Source organism: Chitinophaga sp. W3I9 (assembly GCF_050434025.1).
Lineage (GTDB): Bacteria > Bacteroidota > Bacteroidia > Chitinophagales > Chitinophagaceae > Chitinophaga.
In genome coordinates, this window is the sequence record NZ_JBNPWC010000001.1 from 307973 (window position 1) to 319993 (window position 12021).

Consider the following 12021-nt stretch of genomic DNA (forward strand, 5'->3'; position numbering starts at 1 on the left):
TCCCCTCAAACATCAGATGATCTGATCTTAAAAGAACAGAAATGGAAACAACATTACCAGAACAGCCCCAGGCGGCCGCTCAACAGGCAGCACAACAAACGGTGCTGTCGATCCTATTGGCGTTAAGTTTTACCCACTTCCTGAATGACACCCTGCAATCGCTCATTCCTGCGATGTACCCGGTACTCAAAAATTCATTGAAATTAAATTTTACACAGGTAGGGCTTATTACCCTCACCTTCCAGATGTCGGCATCACTGCTGCAGCCGCTGGTAGGCCTGTACACCGATAAAAAGCCACAGCCCTATTCCCTGGCCATTGGCATGAGTTTCTCCCTGCTTGGACTGGTATGTTTATCCTTGTCGCACAGCTTCCCGATGGTGCTGGTATCAGTAGGACTGGTAGGCGTTGGCTCTGCGGTGTTTCACCCCGAAGCCTCCCGGCTGGCGCATATGGCCTCCGGCGGGAAACACGGCATGGCGCAATCGCTGTTCCAGGTGGGCGGTAACGCCGGTAGTTCGCTTGGACCGCTACTCGCAGCAATGGTGATTGTTCCTTTCGGCCAGTTTCATGTCATCTGGTTTTCCATAGCCGCCTTGCTCGCGATTGTGGTAATGCTGAACATCAGCAAATGGTATCTTTCCAATACACATCGTATTAAACCGAAAAAAGCTGCACTGGACCTGAACAGGCCGAAACTATCCAATTCCACTGTGATATTTTCACTGGGCATCCTGCTGGTGCTGATCTTCTCCAAATACTTTTACATGGCCAGTATGACCAGCTACTATACTTTTTACCTGATGGACCGCTTCCATATTTCCACGCAGGCTTCGCAGGTGTACCTGTTCATCTTCCTGTTTGCCGTAGCGGCAGGCACCTTTATCGGCGGCCCTGTTGGCGACCGGATCGGGCGTAAATATGTGATCTGGATCTCCATCCTGGGTGTGGCGCCATTTTCATTATTGCTGCCACATGCCACCCTGTTCTGGACAGCAGTACTTAGTGTATTCATTGGCGTTATACTCTCTTCCGCTTTCTCTGCCATCCTTGTTTATGCACAGGAACTGGTACCAGGTAAAGTGGGCATGATTGCAGGATTATTTTTTGGTCTCGCTTTTGGTATGGCCGGCGTAGGCTCCGCCCTGCTGGGCCGCCTGGCAGATGCCACCAGTATTTCCTACGTATACCAGGTTTGCGCCTATCTTCCTTTAATAGGGCTCCTGACCGGTTTGTTACCGAATCTTGAAAAAAAGAAATAGCCTCATTTAGCGGAGGCGATGGCCCCGCTAAATTCGCATACATTCGCAGCACTAAAACAATTCTTATGTGGAAAGGCATACTGCTTGTGCTGCTTGGCGCATGCAGCTTTGGGATATTATCAACGATCGTTAAATCAGGCTATCAGCAAGGATATACACTAGGCGAATTATGCAGCGTGCAGGCGGGCTTCGGGATGCTCGCGTTATGGATCATCCAGGCATTTTCCGGCAAAAAAACAGTGGGCTTAGCTAACAGAGATGCCCGTACCTGCTTTATCCTGGGCAGTTCCACAGGATTGGTAAGCATTACTTATTATCAGAGTGTACAATATATTCCGGCGAGCATCGCTATCATATTACTGATGCAGTTCACCTGGATGAGTATGCTGGCGGAATGGATCATTTATAAGAAGCGGCCTTCTCCGGTACAATGGCTGGCGGTATTTTTTATTCTTGGCGGCACTCTCCTGGCAGGAGGCGTATTTAACCACGCTGAAACCGCGCTGAGCTGGAAAGGTATTGGCTTCGGTTTGCTGGCGGCCATGTGTTACACGGTATTTATAGTAGTAAGCGGCCGGGTAGCGGCATCGCTGGGACCAGTGCTGAAAAGCGCCTGGATCGTTACCGGCGCATTTGTACTCATCAGCCTGATCTTCCCCCCTGTGTACCTGTTTAACGGCCGGTTTACCGGCACCAGCCTGTGGATCTGGGGCATTCCCCTTTCACTTTTTGGTACCGTGCTGCCTCCCTTCCTTTTTTCGAAGGGGATGCCGCAAACGGGGGTATCGCTGGGCGCCATTCTCAGCGCTGCCGAGTTGCCCGTGGCCATGCTGGCCGCCACCATTTTCCTCCATGAATCCGTATCGCCCCTGCAGATACTGGGGGTGGCCATCATATTAAGCGCCATCGCCATGGCGAATCTGAAACGCCGGAAATGAAAACCCATGAGGTGTTTTTTTTATTTATCTTTGCACCCTCTATTAGTGATTTACGAACTGTTTTTTCATGAAAGCATTTAATTTTTTTATTCTATATCGCCTCCCGATCGGTATTATTTTACTGGCAGGTGGTATTGCGCTGGGCCTTACTGTTGGCTGGTGGGAAGCCACCATTGTGCTGGTGCTGGCACTGGTATGCTTGGTAACACATGTGATGTTTGGTCCCATGAGAATGGTACAGGAAGCCGTGGAAGCCGGCGACATTGAAAGGGCCACCGCCCTGATGAACCAGGTAAAGTTCCCGAAACTGTTGTACAAACCCATCCGCTCTGTGTACTATTTTATGCAAAGCAACATGGCCATGTATTCCAATGATCTTGATAAAGCTGAATCCACCATCCGCCAGAGCATTAACTCCGGCAGCCCGATGAAAGAATACGAGGGGATGCAGTATTTTCAGCTGGGCACTATCGCCTATCAGAAAAATGACCTGAAAACAGCCGATCAGAACCTGAAAATTGCGATGCGGAAAGGCTTGCCGGATAAGGAAAACACGGCAGCAGCCCTGTTAACACTGGCTTCTATTGCCATGAGCCGCCGCGACTTCAAATCTGCCAAGGAATATTTCCGCAGGGCCAAAGCTCAAAAGCCTACCACTGCGCAGATCGTAAGCCAGATCAAAGAAATGGATAAATATATTTCCCGGATGCCGGGATAAGTAAATTGCCCCAGGCAATTTACCTTTGAAAATGCAGCGGAGATAAAGTAACCTAACCTTTGTCCCAGCTGCATTTTTATTTTGATAAACCTTCAACTAATATTTCGCGGATGCAATTAAAACTTTACACTTCCTTATTTTTATCTACCGCGCTGTATACTGCTGCTGCCGCACAGGATACCAGCCGTATCAGCCAGCTGAATGAAATTACCGTTACCGCCGCTAAAGGTCCGCAAAAGGCCGGGGAAACCGGCAAGGTGGTTACCATCCTTTCACACGAATACCTGGAGCGCAATAGCGGCAGAAGCATTGCCGGCATCCTCAACCAGCAAACCGGCCTGATCATCAACGGTGCTGAAAACAACCCGGGTACAGTACCCAATGTGTATATGCGTGGGGCCTCCAACGGTAATACCCTGATCCTTGTGGACGGGCTGCCGGTAAGCGACGCCTCCCAGATCAATAATACCTTTGATCTCAACTTCATTTCCCCCGACCAGGTAGAACGGATAGAAATACTCCGGGGCAGCCAGTCCACCCTGTACGGCTCCAATGCAGTAGCAGGCGTGATCAACATCATTACCCGCAAAACCGGCAGTAAAAAGTTTGGTGTAGGCGCCAGTGCCAGCTATGGCAGCTATCACGATTTCCAGGGCAATGTAAATGTGCATGGCAATGTTAACCGCTTCTCTTACCTGGTAAGCTATAAACACGAAAAAACCAGGGGCTTCTCCGATGCTTATGACTCTACCTATAAAGCCGGATTTGATAAAGACGGCTTCCGGCAAAACAGCGTTTTTGCCAAACTGGGTCTGGCAGCAGGAAAACGCTGGAACTTCGGCTACCTGCTGAACTACAGCAATTACCGCCACGACCTCGATGAAGGCGGCTATAAAGACGAAACGGATTATAACGGCAAATCAAAGTACCTGCTCAACGGGTTTAACAGTGAATACCGCTTTAAAAACGGCTCCTGGCATGTATTATACAGCTACCAGCATACCAAACGGGATATTTTAAACGATTCCGGCTATGTAGGCGTGGGCGCTTATGCCCGGTACGACAGCTCCCTGTTTACCGCCAACACCCACCAGGTGGAAAGTTATGTGAACCTGGACCTGAGCAGCCGGATCAGGCTGATCGGAGGCGCCGCCTATAACCGTTCCGCCACCGATCAAAAAGACTTCCTGGAAAGCACCTTCATGCCGGGGATCGTTAACACCACGTTATCGCCGGATAGCTCGCACACCAGCCAGATCAGCGTATACGCCTCATTCCTGCTGCGTAACATGGGTGGCTTTAATCTCGAAGTGGGCGGCCGGTTTAATCATCACAACCTGTATGGTAATAACGAAACCTTCTCCATTAATCCATCTTATCTGATTAATCCGAATCATAAGGTATTTATCAATATATCTTCTGCCTACAGCGTTCCAACTTTATACCAGCTGTATGCAAATGGCTATGGCAACCGGGATCTGAAGCCGGAAACCACTACCAATTACGAAGCCGGCTACCAGGCCAATGTGGCTGATGGCAAAATAGATTTCCGGGTAACCGGTTTTGCCCGTAATACCCGCGACCTGGTGATCTTTTATTTTGATCCTGTCACCTTTTTCAGCCAGTACCGTAATGCCAATAAACAAAAGGCATATGGCGCTGAAGTGGAAGCTACCTGGAGAATTACCAGGACCCTGCAGCTAACCGCCAATTACGCCTATGTGGATGGCCGTGTTACGGTGAACCAGAACGGCAAGGATTCTTCCTACTACAACCTGTACCGGATACCCAAACACGCGGTGAACGCCACTTTAGGCTACCAGGCAACCCGGTCGCTGTACGTGGCGGCCACCGGTAAATACATAGATAAGCGGTTTGAAGGCGCCAAACCGATGGGGGATTATTATACCCTGGATTTATATGGTGAATATAAATTTGGTAACTTGCTTAAAATTTTCGCCGGTTTCAGAAATATTACAGATTATCAGTATTTTGATATCTCGGGTTATAATTCACGCCGGTTCAATTTTAATACCGGTATTGTATTTAATTTGTAAACATTAAAACCAACATAATGTCTTTAAAGAATCTTAATCCACGGTTTGGCGTACTGCTGCTGTTTATACTGGCAGCTGGTGTAATACGTATCGTGTTGGGATCAGATGCCACCATGCAACCAATCGCCATGTTTACGCCGGTAGGCGCAATGGCTTTATTTGGCGGCGCTTCTTTTTCGCAGAAGTGGAAATCATACGCCTTTCCTTTATTGACGCTGTTTGTGAGCGACATTATCCTGATGCAGGTTTTCCATAAGCAATATGCAGAAGGCTTGCTGTACAGGGGCTGGGTATGGAACTACGCCAGCTTTGTGCTGATCGTATTACTGGGTCAGCTTTTAATCAAGAAAGCAAGCGTGGCCAACATCCTGATGGGTTCTGCAGGCGCAGCGCTGCTGCACTTCCTGGTGTCCAACTTCGGCGTGTGGGTAAGCGGTTCTACCAACCTGCTCACCGGATTACCGTACACCAAAGATGCCGCCGGATTAGCCAGCTGCTATATCCAGGCGATCCCTTACATGTGGTATGTGCTGGTAGGCAATATCGTTTACAGCAGGCATTTTCTTTGGCAGCTTCGAACTGGTTAAACGCAGATTGCGTTTTGCTCAATAATATTTTTACATTTGTTTTTTAGAGATTTGGGCTCAGGCAGATGAACACATTTGTCTGACTCTAAATCTCTAAATTATTATAGGGATTCACTATTTCTCTCTTCTGCATAGCATTTCTGTATTAGCACCCTGGCTACAGTTTAACTGTAATACCCATACGAAAACAAGACATACGAAAATAAATCACAACACATGCGCAGCATTTCACGCAAATTTCAGGTTTCCTTTATTGCAGCAGTATTCGCTATTGCAGGATTAGCCTCCTGTTCCAAAGATAATGAGGCAGAAGTAATTGTACCACAGATTGTAGCTCCGGGCTTAAAAGACGGCAAAGACACCATCTATATTGGCGACACCCGGGTGTTAAGCCCGCAACTGGCAGAGGTGAAGAACCCTACTTTTCTCTGGCTGGTAAATGGCGTACAGGTAAGCACCGATTCTACCTATACTTTCACCGCAGCAGAAAGGGGTGATTATACCATCTCTTATAAAATAATTTCCGGTAACGCACTCGCCACCTACTATTACCGCATCAAGGTGCTGGGCAAATTTGAAAATGGTTTTTTCCTGGTAAATGAAGGCCAGTATGGTAAGGAAAGCGGCGATGTGAATTTTTACCGCAATGGGGAAGATTCCGTTTACCAGTACGTTTTTAAACGCAATAACCCCGGCAAACAACTCGGCGGCACCACCGACTACGGCGCCATTTACAACAATAAAATGTACCTCGTATCCAAAGAAGGCGCCTTTGTGGTAGCAGATCCCGGCACCATGAAAGAAACCGGCCGCATTGATCAGCTGCCGGCTTTTGCCAATGCCTTCTGCGGCGTGAACAGCAATACCGGTTTAATAAGCACTGCGGATGGTGTATACCCCGTAAATCTGCAAACACTGGCCCTGGGCAGTAAACTGGCCGGCGTAACCGGACAGGTAGGTGGTATGGTAGCAGCAGAAGGCTACATCATCGTTATGTCGGAATCACAGGGTATGGTGGCATTGAACAAAACCGATTTAAGCGTGTCAAAAGTATTAGGTCCTGCCGATGTAGGTTTCACCCGCACACCGGATGGTACCGTTTGGGCCGCCCGCAATAACATGCTGTTTGCTATTAATGCCAACAACCTGAAAATAGATACCGTTACCGTTCCGTTCCCCGTATATGGCGCATGGGGCGCATGGAATGCAGGTATGCTCAGCGCATCAACTATTGAAAACGCCGTATTCATTGGCAAAACCAATGCCTGGGGCGCCGGTGGCAGGGAAGTATACAAATATGCAGTAGGGAACCCTAACTCCCTGAATACGCCGTTTGTAACCATTCCGACCGGCCGTGAAATGTATGGCGCAGGTGTAAGATATAATCCAGGTAACAATACCATCATAGTAACTGACGTAAAATCCGGTTACGGCGATAACTATAAAGATAATACGCTGTACATCTATGATGCCAGCAGCGGCAGCCTGAAGAAAAGCGTGAACTTCATGGGCTTCTTCTTTCCGGCAATGCCGTTATTTAACTAATAACTTCCGGTGGCTGGCTTTTATAGAAAGCCAGCCCCGGGAAAGGCTAAAAGCTTTTCTATGCTTCACTTAATTACAGGCGGCGCCCGTTCGGGTAAAAGCAGGTACGCACAGGAGCTGGCCTTATCACAAAGCGCTCACCCGGTATATGTGGCTACCGCCAAAGTATGGGACGATGATTTTGCACAACGCATACAACGGCATAAAGCAGAAAGAGGATCCGCATGGGTGAACTATGAAGAAGAGCTGTATGTAAGCCGGCTCCCGCTGGACGGCCATACCGTAGTGATCGACTGTATTACCCTGTGGCTCACCAACTTCTTTACTGAACATCATTACCATACCGATAATACCCTCCAGGCCATCCAGGCAGAAATACACGCACTTCACCAGAAAGCGGGTACTTTTATTATTGTGACCAATGAAATTGGAATGGGCGTGCATGCCGAAACGGAAGCGGGGCGCAAGTTTACAGACTTACAGGGCTGGGTGAACCAGTACATTGCCCGTATAGCCGGCACCGTTACCCTGATGGTTTCCGGCATTCCGGTTGTAATTAAAAAAGACGCGTAAAAAAATTCCTCATGATGAATGATATCCGGATAACACCTGTATCACCCGAGCTGAGAACTGCCTTACAGGACAAGATAGATCAGAAGACCAAGCCGCCCGGATCACTCGGCAGACTGGAACAAATTGCCTTGCAGGCCGGCCTGGTGCAAAATACGCTGGCGCCTTCCGTGAAGAACCCGGCTATCATTGTATTTGCAGGCGATCATGGCATCGCTGCAGATGGACAGGTAAATCCTTTTCCACAAGCCGTTACCGCGCAGATGGTGTATAATTTTCTGAATGGCGGCGCAGCCATCAACGTGTTTTGCAGGCAGCATCAACTAGACCTGACAGTAGTAGATGCCGGGGTAAACCATGAGTTTGCGCCGCATCCGCAATTGAAAGACCGTAAGATGGGTATGGGTACGCAAAACTTTTTGCATATGCCGGCCATGTCGCTGGACCAATGTAAACTGGCCATGCAGGCAGGCGCCGCCGAGGTAAAGCTGCTCCATGAAAAAGGTTGCAATGTGGTTGGTTTTGGAGAAATGGGCATCGGTAATACCTCCGCGGCATCGTTGCTGATGAGCCACTTTACCGGGATAGCGGTGGCCGAATGTACCGGCGCCGGCACCGGCAGCAACACGCAGCAACTGGCGCAAAAAAGAGCTATTCTGCAACAGGTAATGGCTAAACATGCCTCGCCGGCATCGCCGGAGCAGGCCCTCGCTACATTTGGCGGCTTTGAAATTGCCATGATCTGCGGCGCCATCCAGCAGGCTGCTGCCTTGAAAATGCTGATAGTAATAGATGGCTTTATTGTAACCGCCGCTTTGCTGGCAGCCGTAAAAATGCAACCTGCGGTGAAAGACTATTGCATCTTCGCCCATTGCTCCGAAGAAAAAGGGCATAAAGCCATGCTGCAGCATCTTGAAGTAACGCCGTTATTACAAATGGACATGCGTTTGGGAGAAGGCACCGGCGCGGCCCTGGCAATCCCGCTGATTCGAAGTGCGGTCGCTTTTTTGGAAGAAATGGCCAGTTTTAACAGTGCGCAGGTATCAAACCGTACGATATGAAAAAACAGTGGCAGCTATTGCTAACCGCTATCATGTATTATACGCGTATACACGTTCCCGTTAATATCCCCTACTCCCCGGAGATGCTCAGCAAAGCTACCCGCTATCTCCCGTTGATAGGATGGATAACCGGCGCAATTATGATAGGCGTATTGTACATCCTGGGGGGCATTGCTCCGCCAATGGTGAGCATTTTGCTGGCGATCATTGTGGGCGTATGGGTAACCGGCGCTTTTCATGAAGACGGATTTGCCGACATGTGTGATGGTTTTGGCGGCGGTTGGACCAAAGAGAAGATCCTGGAGATCATGAAAGACAGCCGCATTGGCACTTACGGGATGCTGGGGCTGTTGCTGATCATGACTCTTAAATACCTGTCGCTCCGCGAACTGTCGCTTTATAAAGTAATGCTCACGATTGCAAGTGCGCAGCCACTGAGCCGCTTTGTTGCGGTAACGGTGGTGTATACCCACAAATATGTCCGTGAAAACGAAGACAGCAAAGCGAAGCCCATTGCCCAGGGCATTTCTTTACCGGACCTGGGAATAGCCGCCATATGGGGTTTTATTCCTTTTATTGCAGCCATGATTTACCTGCATAACTATACCCTGCTGCTTACCCTCCCCACCCTGCTACTGGCCCGCTGGTATATGGTGCGGCTCATGCAGAAATGGATAGGCGGCTATACCGGCGATTGCCTGGGCGCCGTACAGCAGGTATCGGAAACTGTTATTTATTTATGCTTTTGTATTCTTACATGGAAATATATCTGATCCGGCATACCACACCGGCAATAGAAAGTGGTATTTGTTATGGCGCCTCGGACGTGGATGTAGCAGGCAGTTTTGATACCGAAGCAGCCCGTATAAAGCCACTCCTGCCAGCCGGCCCTGTAGATGTATACACCAGCCCTTTGCAGCGTTGTGAAAAGCTGGCAGCCGCCTTGTATGGCAGCCATTACATTAAAGACGACCGGCTAAAGGAAATGAATTTTGGCAACTGGGAAATGTTGCCCTGGGATAACATCAGCAAAAATGCGTTAAGCAAGTGGGCCGATAACGTAGTATTTGAGCACATTCCGGGCGGGGAAAGCTATGAAGAATTATATAACCGTAGTATACAGGTTTTGGAAGAAATAACCGCCACCGGAAGGGATACCGTGTTAATTACACACGGCGGGGTGATCCGCTGTATAGTGGCGCATGTGACCGATACGCCGCTCGTGGATGCGTTCGATATTTCGGTGGATTATGGGCATATTTCGCATTTGCAAGTGGAGAACGGGGAGGTAAAAGTGATATTTTCTAATCTGTAAACAACTGTCTTTAAGCCAATTATATTAATATTTTTAAATATCTTCCTAAAAAACAAAAAAACTGGTAATTCGTGCTAACTTTATGTTTGCATATACCGTATATAAAAGCACATAATAAAATCTGTTATAATGACAACATCTTTTCTGAACATCCCGCTTTTGTTTTTGCAGGAAATAGGTATCAAAGAATTACTGCTGATAGCATTAGTAGTATTGTTATTGTTTGGTGGTAAGAAGATACCTGAGCTGATGCGTGGTTTGGGTAGCGGCATACGTGAATTTAAAGATGCCAAAGATGAACCAGGCAAAAAAGGAACTAAAGCTGACGCGACAGACGCCAAAGCGAATTAAATTCCTGTTATAAAAACGAACGGCAAATTGCGCATTCAGCATGCACGATTTGCCGTTTTTTTATGCATCCCCGCCATTGGTCAGGCTGCAATCTGTACTTCTCCCCCGAGGTTTGAAGTACCTTTATTGTTCACTGATTCATATCTTTTTTTAAAATACCAGGCAGAGGCTATCATCATTACTATGCCGGTAACGGATACACCCAGTACTGCATCCATAAAAAACTGGCTCCACGACAAAGCCATGCCGCTGAAGTTTTTAAACAGCATCACCAGCACACTTCCCAGGTAGCCAAAAGAATCGGCCACATAAATGATAAAGCCCACATTGCTGACGTATTTAAACACTGCGATAAGGCGTTCAAAGAAAATACAGTTAAACGGAATATAACCCATATACAGACCCAATCCGGTTAAAGTCATCCACCATACCGGGTCAAGCCGGTGCTGCTTGTATAACAGGGTACTGATCAATGCCGCCAGAAATCCCGTGATCACAATAAAGTGATTCAGCATAAAGGCATGGAAATTATTCTTCACAAATACCAGCAACCCCATAATCACAATGATAGCCACTGACACAGGAATTTCGGTTTGGGTGAAGATGCCCGCCTGGGCCCCATAACCAAGATCTTTCCAGATATCTGCCGCAAAATTATCCCGCATATCCCTTAATACGGTGAGCAACACATAGCTGGCAATCAATAGCACCAGCCCCGGTAAAAAAGCCTGGAGAAACGCCTTTCTCTCCGGTTTATTCATAGGCGCGCGGCGTGTTCTCAATTGCTCATCTGCTGCTGTAGGAGACGGTATCTGTTCCAGCAGCAATATGCAGATCATGATAGGCACTATAAAAATAAGGCCCGTGATAAAAGGCATCCAATACTCTGTTACATGCCAGTTCACCACCGTCATTTTACCTACCGACTTTACAAATCCGGAAGAAAAAATAAAGCTGACAGACAACACCGCACCCATAAACTCTGTGCTGCGCCGGCCTTCCAGGTAACTGAACACCAGCCCCCAGATCATGCCCAGCGGAAACCCATTGAGAAAAAGAAATACGATATTATAAGGCGCCGGTACCACCGCAAAACAAAACAGCGCTATCCACGCTATCCCTATCAACACCATAATACTCTGCGCGCGCTTGTTCCCCCTCATTTCCGCAATAAAACGGATACCATAAAATTTACTGCAGGCATAACCAATTGTTTGGGTAATTACCAACCAGATCTTGTAATCAATACCCAGGAAAGTAACGCCCTCGAAAATCCCCGCCGTAAAAGGCTTACGGAAAGCATACATGCAGGAATAAGTACCAAAGGCCACCAGGGCTGCATACAATGAAAATGTAAGATGATGCGCCTGTTGCAACCGCTTCTGTATCCAGGTAATATTCAACATCGTAAACAAATGGTTTGGGACAAAGGTGCGGGTCCAATGTAAACCCATTGTTAACAAATGCTAACCTTAATGTTAAGTATTATTAAACACAGGTGCGAATTTTGTCTTTCTCGCTGATTACGCTGATTATACTGATTAGTTTGATTTTTACTTTTGGATTTTAAAGGATTAAGGGAAATAGAAGCGAATATATTCGCTTTCATCTCCCTAA

The 12021-nt window shown here is 47.8% G+C and carries 12 protein-coding genes; 11 read left to right on the forward strand and 1 reads right to left on the reverse strand.

Translation table 11 applies throughout. The features are described from left to right. The first annotated feature begins 41 nt into the window (after positions 1–41). From QFZ51_RS01365 to tatA, 11 genes are all read left to right on the forward strand, one after another. Entirely contained in the window at positions 42–1262 is a 1221-nt protein-coding gene (locus tag QFZ51_RS01365) for an MFS transporter (protein ID WP_429042428.1), read from the forward strand. Positions 1263–1327: 65 nt separating this feature from the next. Continuing rightward, positions 1328–2200, forward strand: coding sequence for an EamA family transporter (locus QFZ51_RS01370; RefSeq protein WP_429042431.1), 873 nt, complete (start codon positions 1328–1330; stop codon positions 2198–2200). A gap of 67 nt (positions 2201–2267) precedes the next feature. Next, positions 2268–2918 carry a tetratricopeptide repeat protein gene (locus QFZ51_RS01375; protein ID WP_370908523.1) on the forward strand — a complete coding sequence of 217 codons (651 nt, stop codon included), beginning with the start codon at positions 2268–2270 and terminating at the stop codon, positions 2916–2918. Positions 2919–3028: 110 nt separating this feature from the next. Next, complete coding sequence (locus tag QFZ51_RS01380; protein ID WP_429042435.1) at positions 3029–4975, forward strand: TonB-dependent receptor plug domain-containing protein; 1947 nt, start codon at positions 3029–3031, stop codon at positions 4973–4975. Between the two features lie 17 nt (positions 4976–4992). Next, positions 4993–5562 (forward strand): DUF6580 family putative transport protein, encoded by a 570-nt coding sequence (locus tag QFZ51_RS01385; RefSeq protein ID WP_429042438.1) that lies wholly within the window; start codon positions 4993–4995, stop codon positions 5560–5562. A 216-nt stretch (positions 5563–5778) separates the two neighbouring features. Then, positions 5779–7107, forward strand: coding sequence for a DUF5074 domain-containing protein (locus QFZ51_RS01390; protein WP_429042441.1), 1329 nt, complete (start codon positions 5779–5781; stop codon positions 7105–7107). Between the two features lie 60 nt (positions 7108–7167). Continuing rightward, entirely contained in the window at positions 7168–7680 is a 513-nt protein-coding gene (cobU, locus tag QFZ51_RS01395; RefSeq protein ID WP_429042444.1) for a bifunctional adenosylcobinamide kinase/adenosylcobinamide-phosphate guanylyltransferase, read from the forward strand. A gap of 11 nt (positions 7681–7691) precedes the next feature. Further along, positions 7692–8738: a nicotinate-nucleotide--dimethylbenzimidazole phosphoribosyltransferase gene (cobT, locus tag QFZ51_RS01400; protein ID WP_429042445.1), complete on the forward strand. Its 1047-nt coding sequence runs from the start codon at positions 7692–7694 to the stop codon at positions 8736–8738. Further along, positions 8735–9511, forward strand: coding sequence for an adenosylcobinamide-GDP ribazoletransferase (locus QFZ51_RS01405; protein ID WP_429042448.1), 777 nt, complete (start codon positions 8735–8737; stop codon positions 9509–9511). Before cobT ends, QFZ51_RS01405 begins: the two co-directional genes overlap by 4 nt. Next, positions 9496–10053: an alpha-ribazole phosphatase gene (cobC, locus tag QFZ51_RS01410; RefSeq protein ID WP_429042451.1), complete on the forward strand. Its 558-nt coding sequence runs from the start codon at positions 9496–9498 to the stop codon at positions 10051–10053. Before QFZ51_RS01405 ends, cobC begins: the two co-directional genes overlap by 16 nt. Positions 10054–10182: 129 nt before the next feature. Beyond that, entirely contained in the window at positions 10183–10404 is a 222-nt protein-coding gene (tatA, locus tag QFZ51_RS01415) for a twin-arginine translocase TatA/TatE family subunit (RefSeq protein WP_370908531.1), read from the forward strand. A gap of 80 nt (positions 10405–10484) precedes the next feature. Here tatA and QFZ51_RS01420 read toward each other — a convergent pair whose 3' ends face one another. Beyond that, the gene (locus tag QFZ51_RS01420; protein WP_429042454.1) at positions 10485–11810 is read right to left on the reverse strand and encodes a DUF5690 family protein; all 1326 of its coding nucleotides are present in this window, start codon (positions 11808–11810) and stop codon (positions 10485–10487) included. Between the last annotated feature and the right edge of the window lie 211 nt (positions 11811–12021).

Coding starts and splice junctions, on each gene's coding strand:
- QFZ51_RS01385 (WP_429042438.1), top strand. CDS start 4,993: ATGTCTTTAAAGAATCTTAATCCACGGTTTGGCGTACTGCTGCTGTTT.
- cobU (WP_429042444.1), top strand. CDS start 7,168: ATGCTTCACTTAATTACAGGCGGCGCCCGTTCGGGTAAAAGCAGGTAC.
- QFZ51_RS01370 (WP_429042431.1), top strand. CDS start 1,328: ATGTGGAAAGGCATACTGCTTGTGCTGCTTGGCGCATGCAGCTTTGGG.
- QFZ51_RS01405 (WP_429042448.1), top strand. CDS start 8,735: ATGAAAAAACAGTGGCAGCTATTGCTAACCGCTATCATGTATTATACG.
- QFZ51_RS01390 (WP_429042441.1), top strand. CDS start 5,779: ATGCGCAGCATTTCACGCAAATTTCAGGTTTCCTTTATTGCAGCAGTA.
- cobT (WP_429042445.1), top strand. CDS start 7,692: ATGATGAATGATATCCGGATAACACCTGTATCACCCGAGCTGAGAACT.
- QFZ51_RS01375 (WP_370908523.1), top strand. CDS start 2,268: ATGAAAGCATTTAATTTTTTTATTCTATATCGCCTCCCGATCGGTATT.
- QFZ51_RS01420 (WP_429042454.1), bottom strand. CDS start 11,810: ATGTTGAATATTACCTGGATACAGAAGCGGTTGCAACAGGCGCATCAT.
- tatA (WP_370908531.1), top strand. CDS start 10,183: ATGACAACATCTTTTCTGAACATCCCGCTTTTGTTTTTGCAGGAAATA.
- cobC (WP_429042451.1), top strand. CDS start 9,496: ATGGAAATATATCTGATCCGGCATACCACACCGGCAATAGAAAGTGGT.
- QFZ51_RS01380 (WP_429042435.1), top strand. CDS start 3,029: ATGCAATTAAAACTTTACACTTCCTTATTTTTATCTACCGCGCTGTAT.
- QFZ51_RS01365 (WP_429042428.1), top strand. CDS start 42: ATGGAAACAACATTACCAGAACAGCCCCAGGCGGCCGCTCAACAGGCA.